Source organism: Streptomyces sp. NPDC054975 (assembly GCF_053609105.1).
Genome location: NZ_JBSGWV010000038.1, coordinates 1 through 17,261 on the forward strand (window position 1 = coordinate 1; position 17,261 = coordinate 17,261).

Here is a 17,261-nt window from a genome sequence, read left to right on the forward strand (position 1 = left end):
ACGGGCCGGGAGCCGCCGGCTTCCCGGGTAGGCGCGCGTCGCAGCGCCTGAGTGGGCAGGGACGGAGACGCTCAGGAGGTCTGGCGGTGGACGAGCACGGCCTCTATGGCGGGGAGCGGCGCGGTCGAACCGGTCTCGATCAGCTCGTGCAGGGCGTCCGCGATCTGCGCGGGTGAGGCCAGGTCCAGGCGGATCGTGCTGAGCGCGGGCTGCTGGAAAGCCGAAAGTACGAGATCGTCGGAGCCTACGATCGCCACGTCGTCCGGCACAGCGATGCCTTCGGCCCGCAGTGCGTGGAGGAGCAGGGCGGCGTACTCGTCGTTGTAGGCGAAGACGGAGTCGAGATGCAGGCTCGCCCAGCGGGCGGCGAGCGCGGCCGCGGACTCACGGGTGTAGGCGAGTTCCACCGGGGTGACGGTGGCCATGCTGCGGGCGGCAACCGATTCGGCTCCCGCGAGACGCGGTCGGGCGAAGGCGTCGAGGCCACGCTCCTGGGGCATGACGACACCGATGCGGTTCCGGCCGCGGGCGATCAGGTGCTCGGCGGCCGTGGCGCCGATCCGGGTGTGGTCGAAACCGATGGTGTGGACGCCGGGCACGGGGTGGGACGCGAAGGCGAGCAACCCGCGCACTCCGGCGCGGCGGAGCAACTCGGCGGCCTGCGCGGTGAGGCGGTCGCCGTCGAGGGCGACGACCGCCGCGGGCCGTAGTTCCGCCCAGGCCCGGGCGGCGTCGACGGGGTCGGTGAAGCGGCCCGCGTGGAGGACAGCCGTATAGCCGCGGCGGTCGAGTTCGCTGTGCAGGTCGTCGACCCAGTCGCTGACGAGCCGGCCGATCGCGGAGATCGAGGCGGGCATCAGGACGAGATTGCTGCGTCCGGCGCGCAGGGACCGGGCGGCGGCGTGCGGGACGTACCCGAGCCGGTCGGCCGCGTCGCGGACGCGGGCTCGGGTGCTCTCGCTGACCCGGTGGCCGGGAGTGTTGTTGAGCACGAAGGAGACGGTGGCGCGGGACACCCCGGCGAGGCGTGCCACATCGGCGCTCGTGATCGAGGCGGGGACGGGGGATTCTTCTGCCATGACGTCCCTTGACGCTCCTCGCCGTGGTTCGTGCCTGCCTTCGTGTCCTTCTCCCCTCCGAGGTTACACGAGTTAGATCACGGGAGCGGTGGACCGCGCGCGACAGCGGTCGGCCCACCGCCGGCCCCCTTCGTACGGCGAAGGGAGCCTTCCTGTTTACGCGGAGAGGTCTCGTCCCACCGTTCCGTGGAGGCGGCGCGAGTCACCGGCGAGGTCTCCTAGAGCGGTCACCACCGAGTCGAAGCGCATCGTGGTGCGCGTGTCGGCGCGGTACGGGTCCCATGCCGGCATCGCCGGGTGGTTCGGGTCGCCGGTGCGGACGAAGGCGATCCACGCCTGGTGCATGGTGGTCGCCAGCCCGTCGCGGACCGCGGGGTCGAGCCCGGCCAGGAACGGCGCGTGGGCCCACTGGTCGAAGTTGGCGAAGACGAAGGGGAGTTCGAGGCAGTGGGCGGCGCCGAGGCGACCCCCGTGCGCGGGCGTGGGGAGGTCGAACTGGTAGGCCCAGACAGGCCGCCCCGATGCTGCCCTCGCCTCGGCGAGCCGTACGGCGGGGACGCGGAAGAGCTCGTCCGTGACGAGGTCCATCAGCACATCGACGGGGCGCGCGCCGGGCCGGGCCCGCTCGTACGCCGCGTAGACCCCGGGCGCGGCTTCGGCGCCGAAGGTTTCGGCGATCCGGGCGGTCACCTGCTCCCTCTCCGCGGCGACGTACCCCGGGTCGAGGGCGAAGCCGAAGTTGGCCTCTTCCCGGGTCCAGCCGATCATCACGTCGACGCCGGTCGCGGCTCCGTGCAGCAGTGCCTCCACCGGGTGACGCGCCAGGGTGACTCCGTCGATGACGGGCAGGAACGGGGTCGGCCAGTATCCCCAGCGCGACGTCCGGGCGAACAGCCCGCCGGCCGCTCCGATCAGCACGGGCCAGGGCAGTTCGCGCAGCTCCGCGACGGTCTTGACGCCGGCCAGCTCCAGATAGGCGGCGGTCCGTTCCAGGTACGCCTCCGGGCCGGGGAGGTCGAGGCCGAAGGGCGGGCTCTGCAGGATCACGCGTCTGATCAGCCCCTGCGTCTCGGGGAGCCCGGCGAGGGCAGCCGTCGACAGGGCGCCGCCCGACTGCCCGGCGACGGTGATGTTCCCCGGGTCGCCACCGAAGGAGGCGATGTGCGCCACGACCCAGCGGAGGGCGGCCAGCTGGTCACTGAGCCAGGCGTTCCCGGCGCCTTCGGAGTTGCCCTCCTCGGGCCCGGTGTAGAGGTAACCCAACGGTCCGATGCGGTAGTTGATGCTCACGACCACGAGGCCGCCGTCGCGGGTGAAGGTCTCGCCCGAGTAGTTCGGCAGCGATCCGGAGCCCGAGACGAAGCCGCCTCCATGGATCCATACGAGGACGGGGCGGCGTGCGTCGTCTGCCGCGGGGGTCCAGATGTCGAGGGTCAGGCTGTCCTCGTCGAAGGGCGGTGACCCGTGGCCTCCGAGGACCGGGTCCCCGCCTTCCATGTACAGCTGCGGCACGCTGGGGCCGTCGGTGGTCGCGTCCCGCGTGCCGCTCCAGCCCGGGTGCGGCCGGGCGGGGCGCCAGCGCATGTCGCCGACCGGGGGCGCGGCGTAGGGCACGGCGCGGAACACGGCGACCCCGCCCTCGATCGCGCCGCGCAGACGCCCTGCGGGGAGGTCGACCAGCAGGCGATCCGGACCTGGGGTGAGAGCCATGAGCCAATCCTTCCTGGGCCCGGCGCCGAACACGCGCCGACCCCGTCGAGAGTATTGCGTTATTTCGTCGACCGTCAATGATTCGCGACAGCGCGCGTCTACAGCCAGAGGCTGTTCGCCGCCGTGCGCTCCGCCTCGGTTTTCAACAGGGGCTCGAACGCCCGCCACAGCAGCAGGCAGACGCCGACTCCGACCAGGGCGCCCGCGAGGGTGTCGCTGAGCCACTGGGCGTGCAACCAGGTGCGGCTCCAGCTCATGGCGGCGACGTACGCGGCGCCGAACAGCCACCACCAGCGTCGCGCACGCGGCGGGAACAGCACCACCGCGGCCACGACCATCAAGGTCACTGCACTGAAGACCTGGCCGGAGGGGTACGAGCCGTCGTTGACGAGGACCCAGGGGTGGGGCGGTCGTGGGCGGTCGACGAGCTGCTTGAGGGGCAGCACCACGACCACGTTGGCGAGAACGTTGGTCACGAACACGTACAGCCCCGAGCGCCAGCGCCCGTAGACGCAGAGGCAGCCGCACAGCATCAGCGGCAGGATCAGGCCGAGCGGGCCACCGAGCCGGTCGAGGACGGTGGCGAAGTCGGTGGCCGCGTCCGCAAGCGAGCCGTCCATCGAGGCCGCCCAGCGATCGTCGAGCCCCTGGAAGAACGGGCGGTCGACAGCCCGGAGCAACAGCCCCATCAGAAGCGGCACCAGGAGCAGCGCGATTCCCACGGCGAGCGCGTGGCGCGGCGGAGCGGCCGGCAGGTGGTGACGAGGCGGGCGCGCGGGGCGCGGAGGCGGGAGCGGGACGGAGTCGGGTGGACCGGGGTTCATGGCAGGCCTTTCACGGTGTTTCACCCCGAGCGGTGGGGCACGCGGGAAGGCGGACGCGGGGGGGGTGCACGGGAGAGAGGTACGCGAAAGCGGGGGGCGCGGAGGCGGGAAAGCGCGGCGGTCGCTCGGCTGGAGAGGCGTAGGTCGTACGGCCGCACGTCGCCGGCTGGAGCACCGGAGCCGTAGGCCGTCGCGGTGCGGCACGGAGTATTGCGGATGCGTGACCTCCGCCACAAGGGCATGAGGGCTTCGAGACGCGACGCCCCAGGTCATCCTCACCAACCAGCGGGTTACACGTGTCCGACGTGCTCGTCTCCCGTGGGTCACGATCTGCGTAACGACTCGATTCAGGCTCTGGCGGGGCCTGGAAATGGGTGCTACACAGTCTCCAAGCGCTGCGGGTAACACGTGTAACAGCACCATGTCGGCCGCAGCCGTCCGCCATCGCTTCCGGTGACACCGTCGCCTCCGCGACCGCTGGCGCGGGGCCCCTCACCCGCGTACCGGAGGCGACACATCACGGCCCTCACCCCGGCCGACATCCGGTCCCCTACCCCTACCCCTCCCCCTCCCCGCTCCGTCCTCCCAGGAGTCGTCATGGCCACGAACGAGATCACCGATCCGATCGACCCGCCCGCCGCAGGCGCCGAAACCGCCGACGCCACCGCCACCCCGGAATCGGAAGCCCCACGCCAGCGCGGGCTGATGCTCCTGCTGCTCGTCGCCAACTCCGCGATGATGGCGGTCTACATGGGCGTCGGCTCGGTCCTCCTACCCACCCAGGTCGCCGCGATCGCCCCCGACGACAAGGTCGCGGTTCTGGGCCTGATCGGCGGCATCAGCGCCATCTTCGCGACCGCCTTCAATCCGATCGCCGGCGCCCTCTCCGACCGCAGCGGCCGCCGCAACCCTTGGATCCTCGGCGGAGCCATCGGCGCGCTGCTCGCCCTCGCCCTGCTCGGCAGCGTCTCCACCGCGCTGCTCGTCGGAATCGGCTGGTGCCTGGTCCAGGCGACGATGAACACGTACCAGGCGGCTGTCACCGCGATCGTGCCCGACCGCGTCCCCGCAACCCGCCGCGGCACGGCTTCCGCGCTGGTGGGGCTGGGCATGCCGATCGGCGGTACCGTCGGCGTCCTCATCGCCTCGCAGACGGCGACCCATCTCCGTACCGGGTACCTGGTCTTCGGCGCGATCATCGCCGTCGCCGCGCTGCTGCTCTCCGTCTTCTGTCGTGACACCCCCAGAACCGAGCCCGCACCGAAGGTAGCCACGAGATCCCAACTCGCCGCCTTCCTCTCCTCGTTGGCGAATCACGACTTCCGCTGGGCCTTCATCGGACGTGCCCTGATGGTGCTGGGCTACTTCTCCGTCGTCGGCTACCAGCTGTACATCCTGGGCGACCACATCGCGCTGCCCGCCGGAATGAGCCCGCCCGCGGCGATAGCGATCCTCACCCCCGTGTCCATGGTCGCCGTGGCGCTGTCCACGGTCGTCGGCGGCCTGCTCTCCGACCGCTGGAACCGCCGCAAGGTGTTCGTCGGTGTCTCGGCCGCGCTGGCCGGGCTCGTCATGGTGGTCCCCGTCGTCAGCCCGACCTGGACGGGAATGCTCGTGTTCAGCGCGCTCAACGGCCTCGCGTTCGGGTGCTTCATGGCCGTCGACACCGCGCTCGTCACCCTGGTCCTCCCCCGCGCGGAGGACGCCGCACGGGACATGGGCGTCCTCAACATCGCGAACGCCGGGCCGCAGATCATCGCCCCGTTCGTCGCCTCCGCCATCGTCACCGCCCTCGGCGGATACACCCCGCTGTTCCTCGCCGGCGGCGCCCTGTCACTGATCGGCGCGCTCGCCATCCTCCCGATCCGCAGCGTGCGCTGACCCCCGCCGGGTCGCCTCCCTCGGATCGGGCGCCGGGCGCCCTCCCTGTACGCGGGCTCGGCGTGATCTGACAGAAACGCCCGGGCCCGTCGGCCGCAGCCCGCGCCGACTCCGAACGCCGGCGCCGCCCGACATGTACTCCGGCGGGCACCTGCCGAGGGTCACGTGCCCGCCGGACCCGCACCACCACCTCGTAGCGCCACCGCACCCTCGCACCACCACATCCTCACCTCCTCTGCCTCCCTCTTCCTAGGAGCCTCCTGTGAGACGCAAGCGAGTTCTGCCGCCGACCATGCTGATCCTGTGCACCACGGCCCTCGCGGGTACGGCGCCCGCGGCCGCCTCGCCGCAGACGGTCCCGACGTCGACCGTCTCGGCGCCCACTGCGCCCGTCACTGCGCTGCGGATCCTGCTCACCAACGACGACGGCTACAACGCACCTGGTATCCGCAAGGCGTTCGAGCGCCTGACCGCCGCCGGGCACGACGTCACGATCGTCGCCCCGCTCACCAACCAGAGCGGCAGCGGTACGAAGATGTCGAACGCCCCGGCGATCACGGTGAAGCACCCCGAGCCGAAGGTGTGGGCCGTCGACGGCACGCCCGGCGACTCGGTGGCCTTCGGCCTCTCCGAGGTCTTCGAGGGCCGCGCGCCCGACCTGGTGGTCTCCGGCACCAACTTCGGGCCGAACGTCGCCGGTCTCGCCACCCACTCCGGCACGGTCGGCGGCGCCGTCGCGGCACTGGAGTCCGGCGTACCCGCCATCGCGCTGAGCACGGGCGGCATCGCGGTGCCCGATCCGGTCACCACCGTCAACGCGATGGGCCCGACGCTCGACTTCGCCGTCAAACTCATCGACCAGCTGCGGACGCGGGCGAAGTCCGGGCCGCTGTTGCCCAAGGGCGTCGGCCTGAACGTGAACCACCCGGTCGTCGGCGCCGACGGCAAGGGCACCGCCGCCGGGGTGTCCCCCACCTTCCAGGATCCGCAGCCGATCCTCGAACCGGACTTCACCGACTCCGGCGACGGCACCTGGAAGGTCGGTGTGACGGTGAAGCTGCGTCCGGCTGCGAGGGGCGGAGACCTGGAAGCCGTCAGCGCGGGCAGGATCGCCGTCAGCCCCATGAACGCCAACTGGAACACCGGCCCTGCCGACCACGCCACCACCTCCACCCTGATCGCCGGACTCCGTCCCTGACCACCGACCGCTCGCGCCAACTCAGGAGGATGGATGAAGCGGTTCGGAAGACGGCCCACTTCGGCAAGACCCCTGCTCGGTACGGCACTCACACTGACGGCACTGCTCCTCGCGTCGGCGATCCCGGCCACCGCCGCGACGTCCGGTGCGGCTCCGCCTCCCGTTCCGGCTCAGGCCTCGGCCTCGGCATCGACCTCGGCCACGGCTTCGGCGGGCGCGCTGCCGCGGCCGGTGGTCACCGTCGCGCAGGGCCGGCTGCGAGGACAGAATCGCGACGGAGCGGAGGAGTTCCTGGGCGTCCCCTACGCCGCGCCCCCGGTCGGGCAGGCCCGGCTACGGGCACCGCGGGAACCGCGCCGCTGGAACGGCCTGCGGGAGGCGGACCGGCAGGCACCGGCCTGTGTGCAGTTCTCGCCGTTCGGCATCGCGGACCCCTCGGCCGTCAGCGAGGACTGCCTCTACCTGGACGTGTACCGCCCCGAGGGAGCCCGGGCGGGCGACCGGCTGCCGGTGATCCTCTGGATCCATGGGGGTGCGTACAGCCAGGGCACGGGCACCCAGTTCGGCGGCCGGACGATGGCGGATCTCACGAACAGCGTCGTGGTCAGCATCAACTACCGGCTGGGCCAACTGGGATATCTGGCGCTGCCGGAGCTCGCCCGGGAGAACGCCAGGCTCTCCGGTTCCTTCGGCCTGCTGGACCAGGTCGAGGCGCTGCGCTGGACGCGGGAGAGCATCGCGGCCTTCGGCGGGAACCCCGGCAACGTGACGGTGTCGGGGCAGTCGGCGGGCAGCGGTTCGGTCTGTGCGCTCCTCGCGGCGCCCTCGGCGGCCGGCCTGTTCCACCGGGCCGTGCTCCAGAGCGGGCCGTGCACTCTGCTCCGTACACCGGACATCGCACGTGCCGCATCACAGGCCCGGGCGTTCGCCGAGGCGGCGGGCTGCGGCGATCCGGCCTCGGTCGCCACGTGCCTGCGCGCCACCCCGGCGGCGGCGCTGGTCGAGGCAGCGCGCACGCTCCCGACGTCCGGACCGGCCTCGGGTGACGGGTTGCTGCCTGTGGATCCGGCGGCGGCGATCGGGAGCGGGGCGTGGAACAAGGTGCCGGTGCTGATCGGGAGCACCCGTTCCGAGGCGCGGCTGTTCGTGGCGCTGTCACAGCCACGGCTGACGGAGGAGGCGTACACGGCGCAGGTCCTGGCGGGGTACGGGACGGCGGGGCCGGAGGTGCTCGCCCGCTATCCGGTCGCGGCGTACGGCTCGCCGTACCTGGCGCTGTCGGCGGTCATGACCGACTCCTCCTTCGCCTGTCACACCGCGTGGACGTCACAGCTCTTCGCCTCGCAAGTACCGACGTACGTCTACGAGTTCGACGACCCGGACTCCCCCACCCTGGCAGGCGCGCAGGTTCCGGGCCTCGACATGTCGAACGCGCACAGCGCCGAGCTGGCGTATCTGCACGACTTCACGGCGGGCGACCGGCCGCTGACCGAGGTCCAGGTGGCGCTCGCGACGCAGATGAAGCGGTACTGGGGTGCCTTCGCCCGCTTCGGTGCGCCGGTGTCGTCGGGCCGGCCTCTCTGGCCTGCGACCGGAACGGGTACGGGGACGGTGCTCACGCTCAACCCTGTGACGACGCAGGCGGGTTCGTCGTTCGGGTCGGACCACCAGTGCGACTTCTGGCGGACCCAGCCGACCCGTCCGCCGCTGTAGCCCCCTACGCGCCGGGGCGACCGCGCACCTGCCGGTGCACGGTCGCCCCGATGTGGCCCCCGGACGATGAGGTGGCGGATGTCCTCATCGCCGACATGCGGGTGGAACGCATTTCAGTCGCAGCAGTCGCAGCAGCACTTGCACGGGTTGCAGCAGCCTCCGCCACAGCCGTCACCCGAGCCGCCGCCGGAACCACCAGAGCCACCGGACGAGTGGCCGCCGCCCGAACCGCCGGAGGAGCCACCCGAGTTGCCGCCGCCATGCCCTCCGAACCAGCCGTCGCCCCCGGAGCCGTCCCTGCCGGAACCATCCCGGCTCGAGCCGCCGTTGCGGTTGCCTTCGCCGAACTGCCAGGGCTCTCCCTCACCCGGGTCCGCGTCGTCGTCGCAGCGGCAGCAGTGGTCACACAGCCTGCAATCAACGCACAGTCGGCGCTGCTCGCGGCACCGCCGACACTGTCCCTCCGGCGGTCGGCCCGATGCCGTCGGGACACCGTCCGGGGCCGCACCCGTGAGCACGCCGACGCCGCAAGCCGCGCCGGTGCCGGTCTCCGAGGGCTCTTCCGTCACCGTACGGCGGCCCAGCCACGGCAGCATGCGCAGGCCCCGCGCCTGGTGGCGGTGCCGAGGGTGGCGATGCCGGGGGTCGAAGACCCGATCGACGGCACGCTCCAACTCGTCGCCCAGAAGGGCCCGTACCAGCCGCCCGTCGACGAACTCGGCGTCGGCGAGGGACAGTCGGATTCCACGAACGGCGTCGTCGCAAAGCCTGCGCACCTCAGCGCGGTCCGCGCCGGTCACGGCGATCGGGTTCCACGCGCCCGACGCCTCGTCCGCGTCCAGGTCCTCCACCGCGTCCAGCAAGTGCGCCAGTCGACCGAAGAGACGGCCGGCTTCCGCCAGCGGTTCCGCGTTGGCCGGACGATCCGCGAGTACGGCGGTGTGCGCGAAAGCGGCGGCGGTGGCCGTCTCCGTGGGCTCCGTGACCGTCAGCAGCGAGCCACCTCGGCCGGTCGCCCGCTCGATCTGCGGCTGGCGCTCGACCGCTTCGAGCAGCACCGCGGTGTCGAAGCCGAGCCGTTCGCCGCCCGCTGCTCCCGCACGGTCCCAGCCTCGGGCGATCCGGCGTGCCGCCAGCGCCACAGGGCGGCGTCCCCACAGGCCGTCGCCGTCAACCGTATGGTCACGTATCTTCGCAGCGGCCAGCACCAGCGACACCGTCGCCGCGAGCCGCGCGCCCTCGCCCTGTGCCACGTCCGCCGACCGCATCCCGCGCAGCGGGCACGGACCGGCCCCTCGCCGCCAGTCGCCGGCTCGCTCCGACTGCGCTTCGGTCAGTACCGAGATGATCAGGCCGTCGTAGTTGGTCGCCACCCTCGCGAACTGCCCGTACTCCCCGCGCAAAGCCAGGCACAAGCCACACAGGTGCGCCATCCACTCGGTACGCAAGCCCTCGCCCAGTCGGTGACGACATGGCCTGATAATTCCGAACACCGAAATTCTCCCCCGTAGAACAGCTACCCTCACGCGTCCGGTCGCACGGCTCACGAGACGAAGGACCGCACAACTGGACCGACCGCGTGTGACGTCAACCGCATGCGTGATCGACGCGCGGCCGTCATCCTAGATGGTCCCTTCCCAGAGATGTCGCGGAGGCTGGACGCGGCTCCGGGCCTAGGGCGTTTGCTACGCATCTGTCGAGCAGCGCTCTCGGTAACGTCATCATCGACGCATGGGTCACCGTGCGCCCGGCTGGTCCGTACGAGGGCTTCCGGCGGAGAGGAATGAGGCGGCAGAGAATGAGCGCACCGACGAAGCCCGAGGTCGACCTTCCTCAGGGCGACCCTCCCCCCGAGCTGACCATCCGGGACCTCGTCGTCGGGGACGGGCCCGAGGCGAAGCCGGGCAGGGTTGTCCAGGTTCACTACGTCGGGGTCACCTTCGAGTCCGGCAAGGAGTTCGACGCCTCTTGGGACCGGGGCAAGCCGTTCAAGTTCGCCGTGGGCGGCGGCAGGGTCATCAAGGGCTGGGACCGGGGCATCAGGGGGATGAAGGTCGGCGGTCGGCGCGAGATCATCGTGCCCCCGCGCCTCGGGTACGGCAAGCAGTCCCCCTCGCCGTTGATCCCGGCGGGTTCGACACTCGTCTTCGTGGTGGACTTGCTCTCCGTAGTCTGAGGCATGCCTGCTGCTGCCCGGCTCCCCGTTCGGACGAAGGCGCCGGAGCGCACGTGGCTGGCCTCCCGCGTGGGCTCGGATCCCCAGGATCCGGGCCCAAGGGCGCAAGAAGAGGCGCCTGACCTGGTCTTTCTCGGTCAGGCGCCTTCCGCTCGGCCCGCCCAGCGCACGGACCGGTCTACTCGCCCCTCGGGCGGGGAAGGACGGCGTCGGCCTGGCTCCTGGCTCTCCCGTGTCAGCGGGCGGCGAAAGAGTGCACCGTCGTCGAGCGGTAGGTCTGTCCCGGGCGGAGCACCGTCGACGGGAAGGACGGCTGGTTGGGCGAGTCGGGGAAGTGCTGGGTCTCCAGACAGAAGCCGTCACCCTGGCGGTAGACCTTCCCGGAGGTACCCGCCAGCGTGGCGTCGAGGAAGTTGCCGCTGTAGAACTGCACGCCCGGCTCGGTGGTCGCGATCTCCATCACGCGGCCGTGGACGGGCTCCGTCACGGTCACGACACGCTGCGGGGCGTCGGTGAGTCCCTTGTCGAGCGCGAAGTTGTGGTCGTAGCCGCGGCCGAAGAGGACCTGCGGGTGCGCCTCGCGGATGTCCCGGCCGATGGGCTTGCCGCTGCGGAAGTCGAAGGGGGTGTGCGCGACCCTGGCGAGTTCGCCGGTCGGGATGAGGGTGGAGTCGACGGGGGTGTAGCGGGACGCGGCGATCTTCAGGGTGTGATCGAGGATGCTGCCGCTGCCCTCTCCCGCGAGGTTGAAGTACGTGTGGTTGGTGAGGTTCACGACGGTGGCCCTGTCCGTCGTGGCCTCGTAGTCGATACGGAAGTCACCGCGGGGCGTGAGGACGTAGTCGACCCGGATGCGCAGGGTGCCGGGGTAGCCCATCTCGCCGTCGGCGCTGACGTAGCGCAGGGTGAGGCCGGTGTCCCGCCCTTGCGCGTATGGCTCGACGTCCCACACCCGCTTGTCGAAGCCTTTGTCCCCGCCGTGCAGGCTGTTCGGGTCGTCGTTGACGGGGAGTCGGTACGTACTGCCGTCGAGACTGAAGGCGCCGCCCGCGATGCGGTTGCCGTAGCGGCCGATGATCGCGCCGAAGTACGGGCTGCTCGCCACGTAGTCCTCGAGGTTGTCGAAGCCCAGCGACACGTTCGCGTAGCGCCCACGCCGGTCGGGGATTTCGAGGGCCTGGACGATGCCGCCGTAAGACAGCACGCGCAGCCGGGTGCCTCCCGCGGCCACCGTCCAACGGTGGACGCGTGTGCCGTCGGACAGGGTCCCGAACACCTCCTTCGCCGGCCTTCCGCCCTGCCGTTCCGCGCCGCCCACGGCGGACGCCGGGGCCGCACCCGCGGCCGCTGCCGCCACTCCGGCGGCGCCCGCCGCCATCACCGTACGCCTGCTGATGGTCATGTCGATGGGGCTCCTTTACGTAGGCTGTTCGATATTTCGTCATGCGTTCGAAATCGTGGCGTGACCGTAATGACGCAACAGGGAGCGTGTCAACGGTCCGCGCGCCGCACATTTATCGCCCATCTGCCATAGATGTCGGGGGTGTTGACGCGGCGTCGACGAGCCCGACATTCTTCGGCGAGCGAAATCCCAAACGCCGTCCGACATGTCGAACCACTTGAGGGAGGCGCACCATGGCGTGCGGCAGACCGCGGAGACACGGCCTTGGCCCCCCAGCTGACGGTGCGCGGAGACCGCTGGACGAAGGTCCTACCAGTGGCAGGACACCCACGGACCGGTCGAGGGGCGGTGAGGCACTCGGCCGGTCCCGCGACGGGCCGACGGGCAAGATCCCCCGCGGAATCCGGGCCTACCTGCCCGGACGCGTCGTCGCGGCGACGATGCCCGAGCGGATCGACCAGGTCAAACGGACGCCTGCGGCGCGGCGGGAGCCTGACCATGGCGGGCTCGGCCTTCCGCCGAGCCCGCCGCGTCGGCTCCACACCGGAGCCGGACCCGTGGCTTGGCGTCAGCGCCGCAGCGTCAGCAGACCCGGCCGGTAGGGCAGAAGGCCGTAGTCGACGCCGTCGGAGCTGGGGCTGCGTCCCTGGTAGAGCAATTGCAGATTGCAGGGATCGACGGTCATGGTCTGATCAGCGCTGGTGCGGATCAGTTCGCCATGGCTGATGTCGTTGGTCCAGGTGGCGCCACTGTTGGCCTTGCCGGCGAAGGGGTTGCTCTCGGTCGCGGCCTGGGGTGTCCATGAGCCGTTCAGGCTGGTGGCCGTGAACGAGCGGAAGTACCGGCCCTGCGAGCCGATCGCCTCGACGATCATGAGGTAGCGGTCCTGGCCCTTGAGCTTGTAGACCTGCGGGGCTTCGAACAGGTTGTTCGTCGTATCGCTCATGATCACTGTCGAGGTCGTGCCGAAACTGCCCGGGAAGTTCCCGATCGGCATGCTCGCCCGGTAGATCTTGCCGTTGTCACCGGCGAAGAACAGGTACATGTTCGTCCCGTCGGCGATGAGCGTCTGGTCGATGGGTCCTGTCGAGGAGCCGGTGATCGTTCCGTTGAAGAGCTCCTTCGGCGCCGACCAGCCGTTCGGGTTGGTGGGGTCGCTCGACGTCCGGTAGGAGAAGGAGGTCCCGCCCCACTGGTAGGCGAGCACCCAGATGTTCTTCGGCGCGAAGTAGAAGAGCGTGGGCGCGACGGTGGCCGTCGACATCGTGTTCTGGCCGGCCGAGCCCATCTCCGACCAGTTGGTGAACAGGCCGAAGTTCATCGAACCCCAGCTCGTCCCCGTGTCGTGCGTCGTCGCGTAGACGAGCTGCTTGCCGTTGTGGGGGACGACGGTGAAGTCCTTGAGCGAGACCCACCCCGACTTGGGCTGCGCCAGCGCGCCCGTCGAGGTCCAGCGGTAGGTCGACGGAAGATCGCACACGCCGGGGTTGCCGGCGCCGATCTGGACGAGCTGCCACTGCTGGTTGTTGCCGCCCCAGTCGTCGTACTGGACGATGTTCGCGCCGTCGGCGGTGGACCCGCCCTGCACTTCGAGGGCCTTGTTGCTGTGGCGCGCGATCAGCCTCACGTAGCCACCCGAGCTGTCGGCCAGCCGCCACTGCTGGTTGGTGGCGTTCAGGTCGGTCCACTGGACGATCGGGCCGCCGTTGGCGGTGGTCCCGTTCTGGACGTCCAGCACCTTGCCGGAGTGGCGGGACTTGACGCGGTAGTACCCCCCGCCGGCGTCGACGAACTGCCACAGCTGCTGGTTCTGATCGTTCCTGGCCCACTGGGTGATGCGCGCGCCGTCGCCGGTCGCCAGGTTGTAGACGTCCAGGGCCTTGCCGCTGTTGCGGTTGACCAGCACGTACGAGGCGTTGGGGTCGACGGTCGCGGCGGCCGCGGGCGGGGCGTTGAGGAGGGTCGCCCCGAGCAGTAAGGACGACAAGACCGCGAGTACGAGACTCAGGACGAGGGGTGGATGGCGAAACCGCATCAGAAGAGCTCCTTTGGGGGACGGAGGTGAGGTGACCCCGACGAACCGAGTGGTGGCCGCGTCGGGGGGTGGGGAACGGGATAGGGGTGAAGGAGGCCGCACATGCCGAAGAGCTGGTGCTCCGGGCGCTCCAGTCGTGACACTTCGCCGTGGCCGAGGTGAGAGAGGTCTCCGGCCTTCAGCCGGTCCAGCTGACGGCCGGTCTCTTCGGCCGCGGCCAGGGGGCCGTCACGCCAGCGAATCTGCCAGTCGTCCAGGAGGTCCCTTTTCAGGCGGTGGGCCGCTCTGTGGAAGTCCTGCAGTCCGCCTTCGCGCAGAGCCAGGAAGCCCTCCAGTGCCAGGTCGCGGCGGCGGCGCGCGGCCGCGGCCTGGTCGCCGGTGAGGGCGGCCGCCGCCTGGTAGGCGTGGGGGTCGGCCAGCACCGGAGCGGGGAAGGTGAAGACGGCGTCGCCGGCCTCGGGAAGTCCGCTGTTCTGCATGAGCACCACGAGGCGCAGGCCGCCGTCGTTGACGAGGCGGTGGATCGTGCCGGGGGTGAACCAGACGACGTCGCCGGGGTGCAGCGGGGTGTCGGCGAAGCCGGAGGGGGCGAGAGTCTGGACGCTGCCCGCGCCGCCGATGACGACGTAGGCCTCGGAGCAGACGAGATGCGTGTGGGGTGTGCCGCCGCACAGCCCGTCGGCGGCCTCCCAGTCGTACACGGTCAACCCTGAGATCCCCACGCCGCCCGGGAGTTGGGTCACCACGAGTGGTCCGCGACATGGCGGGTCAGGCGCTCGCGGGTCCATGCGCCGTCGGCCACGACGATCCGGTAGCGGCGCGACAGGGTGTCGCCCGAGGCCAGCGGCAGTTCCTTGTCGAACGCAAGAGACGGGTTGACGGCGGGGATGGGCTCACTGCGGACGAACCAGTGGCAGGGGGCGTCCGGATCGTCCAGGAACAGCAGCGTGGAGGAGCGGTCGACCTCGTCGTGCGTGCCGGCGAAGGCCAACCAGTCGCCCTGCTCGCCCATCGCGGGGCCGATCACGTCGCCGCCGGTGAAGTCGCGCGGCCCGCGCCAGAACAGGCCGGAGTATCCCGCGAGTTCCCTGCCCTGAGTGCCGGGACTGCCGAACATCAGATCTTTGTCGAGGACGTTGGTCAGCGCGGTGGTGACGTCCAGGGTCCAGGAGTCGGCCTCGACGTCGTGGGCGGTCAGCGTGCGACGCTCGTCGATCCAGTGCTCCCCCGCCATCGTGTGCCAGGCCAGGTCCTCGGTGATGACGGCTCGGCCGTGGCCCGTTTCGGCGGATACGGCGAGGCTGCGCATCGTGCCGAGGTTCGGCAGGTCCACGTAGCCCTGGCCGCGCAGGTAGGTGCCGCCGCCCCAGAAGTTCTGCCCCGACACCCACGACGCGGTGATCTGGAGCCCCTTGTGCCACCGGTGGTCGTGCGGCCGGTACCCGGTGACCACGTCGCCGGCGAGCGTGCGTACCGGATGCAGATAGGGCTTCGGCGCCTCGAAGGGGTCCATGACCGGCCGGTGCACGTACCGGAAAAGGTCGACGCCGCGGGTTCGGACGATCAGCGATTCCTCGTTCTCGAGGAGTTCGAACGTCATCGGAACACCTCCGGACGCCCTCCGTTGAGCGAGCCGTAGAACGGATCGCTCGCGTTGATCTCCCCGCGGCGGACCGGCAGGCCGGTGATCGCGGCCTTGTACAAGGCGGTCACCAGTTCCATGGTGGATCTGCCGAGGTCGGGCCGGATCCCCGCCTCGTAGCCGTCCAGGAAGGCCGCGAGCTGGGCGGTGTGCGAACTGGGCAGGTCGTCCGGCGGATCCCACTCCACGGCGGGCGACCTGGTGGTGAACGTCCAGTCCGCGTTGGAGTAGCCGTACAGATGCCGCAGCTCGACCGTGGCCTCGGTCAGATCGAACCGCAGGTAGCTCTCCTCGCGTGGGGAAAGGACGCTGTTGACGACCGTCGCGATGGCTCCGCTCTCGAAGCGGACCAGGGCCGCGGACACGTCCTCGGTCTGGACGTCGCGCTCCAGGCGGCCGGCCATCGCGCGTACCTCGACCCACTCGCCGAGCACCGCGAGCATCAGGTCCATCTGGTGTATGCCGTGGCCCAGCGTCGGGCCACCGCCCTCGCTCTCCCATGAGCCGCGCCAGGGCACGTCGTAGTAGGCGTCGTCGCGGAACCACGCCGTGACGCACTGCGCGACCAGCGGACGGCCCAGCGTCCCGGCCGCGATCTGGTCGCGCAGGTACCCGGCCCCCGTGCCGTACCTGTGCTGGAAGACCGCGCCCGCGACGGCGGGCCCCTCGGCGGCACGGATCCGGTCGACCTCGGCCAGCGACAGCGCCACCGGCTTCTCGCACCACACCCACGCCTCCGACTCCAGGCAGGCCACGGCCTGGTCGGCGTGCAGGAACGGAGGCGTACACAGGTGTACAAGGTCCGGCCTCTGCTCCTCGAGCATCGTGTGCAGGTCGGTGTAGACCGAGGGAATGCCGTGTTCGGCCGCGAACGTTTCGGCGCGCGCGGCGTCCACGTCGACGGCTGCCACGATCACGGCCCGGTGCGCCTGCGCCCGGAGGGCGGGAACGTGGCAGATGCCCGCAATCCCGCCCGTTCCGACGATCGCCGTTCTGATCATCCGCCCAGCACCTCCTTGATCGAGTGATGGGCGGGCTTGGGCAGCAGGTTCTCGTCGTAGGGCAGCGCAGCGCCCTCGCCGGGGAAGACGGACGGGATCCACGAGTACTTGTCCGTGTCGTCCCAGATGGTGACGCCGACGCATTTCTCGACCGACAGGCAGGCCTTGACGTAGTCGGCGTACCAGGTGGCCTGGGTGGCGAGCATCGAAGGGGTCGCGGGGAGGGTCATCCGGATCCAGGCGGGGAGCTGGTTGTGCCAGACGAGTGTGTGACCGCGGACCTTCTGGTGGTGGGCTTTGGCGAACGCGACGACCTCGTCGGCGGCGGTGAAGTCGAAGACGCCGCGCTCGGGCTCGGTGGCATACCACTTCATGGAGTTGCCGGGGGTGGTCTGCCCGTATTCGCTGCCGAGGAGCTTCAGGTACGCGGCGTCGGTGAACTCGGGGTTGTCGGTGGCGGAGCCGAAGTACTTGTGGTGCTTCTTGGCCAGTTCGCCGAGCGTCCTGGGGCGGGGTTCGGCGGCCGCGGGCGCGGCGGTCAGACCAGCTGTGAGGCAGGCGGCGGACAGGGCGATGAGCATCCGGGGCATGGGCATGACT

General features: G+C 70.7%; 14 protein-coding genes. 4 read left to right on the forward strand and 10 right to left on the reverse strand.

All coding sequences use genetic code 11. The features are described from left to right. Window positions 1-71: 71 nt before the first annotated feature. From ACWF79_RS26285 to ACWF79_RS26295, 3 genes are all read right to left on the reverse strand, one after another. Window positions 72-1,079, reverse strand: coding sequence for a LacI family DNA-binding transcriptional regulator (locus ACWF79_RS26285; RefSeq protein ID WP_453730613.1), 1,008 nt, complete (start codon window positions 1,077-1,079; stop codon window positions 72-74). A gap of 156 nt (window positions 1,080-1,235) precedes the next feature. After that, window positions 1,236-2,789 (reverse strand): carboxylesterase/lipase family protein, encoded by a 1,554-nt coding sequence (locus tag ACWF79_RS26290; RefSeq protein WP_453730614.1) that lies wholly within the window; start codon window positions 2,787-2,789, stop codon window positions 1,236-1,238. Window positions 2,790-2,887: 98 nt separating this feature from the next. Further along, window positions 2,888-3,511, reverse strand: a complete 624-nt coding sequence (locus tag ACWF79_RS26295) for a phosphatase PAP2 family protein (protein ID WP_453730615.1) — start codon at window positions 3,509-3,511, stop codon at window positions 2,888-2,890. A gap of 699 nt (window positions 3,512-4,210) precedes the next feature. Between ACWF79_RS26295 and ACWF79_RS26300 the strand changes: the two genes are divergently transcribed. The 3 genes from ACWF79_RS26300 (at window position 4,211) to ACWF79_RS26310 (ending at window position 8,405) form a co-directional block, all read left to right on the forward strand. Continuing rightward, window positions 4,211-5,494 (forward strand): MFS transporter, encoded by a 1,284-nt coding sequence (locus ACWF79_RS26300; protein ID WP_453730616.1) that lies wholly within the window; start codon window positions 4,211-4,213, stop codon window positions 5,492-5,494. Between the two features lie 262 nt (window positions 5,495-5,756). After that, window positions 5,757-6,692, forward strand: coding sequence for a 5'/3'-nucleotidase SurE (gene surE, locus ACWF79_RS26305; RefSeq protein WP_453730617.1), 936 nt, complete (start codon window positions 5,757-5,759; stop codon window positions 6,690-6,692). 33 nt (window positions 6,693-6,725) lie between these two features. Then, a complete protein-coding gene (locus tag ACWF79_RS26310; protein WP_453730618.1) occupies window positions 6,726-8,405 on the forward strand; it encodes a carboxylesterase/lipase family protein in 1,680 nt (559 codons plus the stop codon). Between the two features lie 113 nt (window positions 8,406-8,518). Here ACWF79_RS26310 and ACWF79_RS26315 read toward each other — a convergent pair whose 3' ends face one another. Further along, window positions 8,519-9,838 (reverse strand): DUF5685 family protein, encoded by a 1,320-nt coding sequence (locus ACWF79_RS26315; protein ID WP_453730619.1) that lies wholly within the window; start codon window positions 9,836-9,838, stop codon window positions 8,519-8,521. 365 nt (window positions 9,839-10,203) lie between these two features. On the opposite strand from ACWF79_RS26315, the gene ACWF79_RS26320 reads away from it, so the two are divergent. Then, the gene (locus ACWF79_RS26320; RefSeq protein WP_453730620.1) at window positions 10,204-10,581 is read left to right on the forward strand and encodes an FKBP-type peptidyl-prolyl cis-trans isomerase; all 378 of its coding nucleotides are present in this window, start codon (window positions 10,204-10,206) and stop codon (window positions 10,579-10,581) included. 235 nt (window positions 10,582-10,816) lie between these two features. On the opposite strand, the gene ACWF79_RS26325 is transcribed toward ACWF79_RS26320, so the two are convergent. From ACWF79_RS26325 to ACWF79_RS26350, 6 genes are all read right to left on the reverse strand, one after another. Then, window positions 10,817-11,983 carry an aldose epimerase family protein gene (locus ACWF79_RS26325; RefSeq protein ID WP_453730621.1) on the reverse strand — a complete coding sequence of 389 codons (1,167 nt, stop codon included), beginning with the start codon at window positions 11,981-11,983 and terminating at the stop codon, window positions 10,817-10,819. A 568-nt stretch (window positions 11,984-12,551) separates the two neighbouring features. Then, a complete protein-coding gene (locus ACWF79_RS26330) occupies window positions 12,552-14,018 on the reverse strand; it encodes a non-reducing end alpha-L-arabinofuranosidase family hydrolase (protein ID WP_453730622.1) in 1,467 nt (488 codons plus the stop codon). Further along, the gene (locus ACWF79_RS26335; RefSeq protein WP_453730623.1) at window positions 14,018-14,806 is read right to left on the reverse strand and encodes a cupin domain-containing protein; all 789 of its coding nucleotides are present in this window, start codon (window positions 14,804-14,806) and stop codon (window positions 14,018-14,020) included. The genes ACWF79_RS26330 and ACWF79_RS26335 overlap by 1 nt, the downstream gene beginning before the upstream one ends. Continuing rightward, a complete protein-coding gene (locus ACWF79_RS26340; protein WP_453730624.1) occupies window positions 14,758-15,618 on the reverse strand; it encodes a DUF6807 domain-containing protein in 861 nt (286 codons plus the stop codon). The genes ACWF79_RS26335 and ACWF79_RS26340 overlap by 49 nt, the downstream gene beginning before the upstream one ends. Then, window positions 15,615-16,661, reverse strand: a complete 1,047-nt coding sequence (locus tag ACWF79_RS26345) for a Gfo/Idh/MocA family protein (RefSeq protein ID WP_453730625.1) — start codon at window positions 16,659-16,661, stop codon at window positions 15,615-15,617. Before ACWF79_RS26345 ends, ACWF79_RS26340 begins: the two co-directional genes overlap by 4 nt. Next, a complete protein-coding gene (locus tag ACWF79_RS26350) occupies window positions 16,658-17,257 on the reverse strand; it encodes an endo-1,4-beta-xylanase (protein ID WP_453730626.1) in 600 nt (199 codons plus the stop codon). Before ACWF79_RS26350 ends, ACWF79_RS26345 begins: the two co-directional genes overlap by 4 nt. Window positions 17,258-17,261 lie beyond the last annotated feature (4 nt).

Bases quoted from the DNA above. Each gene is read 5' to 3' on its own strand.
- ACWF79_RS26325 (WP_453730621.1), bottom strand. From the start codon at position 11,983: ATGACCATCAGCAGGCGTACGGTGATGGCGGCGGGCGCCGCCGGAGTG.
- ACWF79_RS26310 (WP_453730618.1), top strand. From the start codon at position 6,726: ATGAAGCGGTTCGGAAGACGGCCCACTTCGGCAAGACCCCTGCTCGGT.
- ACWF79_RS26330 (WP_453730622.1), bottom strand. From the start codon at position 14,018: ATGCGGTTTCGCCATCCACCCCTCGTCCTGAGTCTCGTACTCGCGGTC.
- ACWF79_RS26335 (WP_453730623.1), bottom strand. From the start codon at position 14,806: ATGGACCCGCGAGCGCCTGACCCGCCATGTCGCGGACCACTCGTGGTG.
- ACWF79_RS26320 (WP_453730620.1), top strand. From the start codon at position 10,204: ATGAGCGCACCGACGAAGCCCGAGGTCGACCTTCCTCAGGGCGACCCT.
- ACWF79_RS26350 (WP_453730626.1), bottom strand. From the start codon at position 17,257: ATGCCCATGCCCCGGATGCTCATCGCCCTGTCCGCCGCCTGCCTCACA.
- ACWF79_RS26315 (WP_453730619.1), bottom strand. From the start codon at position 9,838: ATGGCGCACCTGTGTGGCTTGTGCCTGGCTTTGCGCGGGGAGTACGGG.
- ACWF79_RS26285 (WP_453730613.1), bottom strand. From the start codon at position 1,079: ATGGCAGAAGAATCCCCCGTCCCCGCCTCGATCACGAGCGCCGATGTG.
- ACWF79_RS26345 (WP_453730625.1), bottom strand. From the start codon at position 16,661: ATGATCAGAACGGCGATCGTCGGAACGGGCGGGATTGCGGGCATCTGC.
- ACWF79_RS26290 (WP_453730614.1), bottom strand. From the start codon at position 2,789: ATGGCTCTCACCCCAGGTCCGGATCGCCTGCTGGTCGACCTCCCCGCA.
- ACWF79_RS26340 (WP_453730624.1), bottom strand. From the start codon at position 15,618: ATGACGTTCGAACTCCTCGAGAACGAGGAATCGCTGATCGTCCGAACC.
- ACWF79_RS26300 (WP_453730616.1), top strand. From the start codon at position 4,211: ATGGCCACGAACGAGATCACCGATCCGATCGACCCGCCCGCCGCAGGC.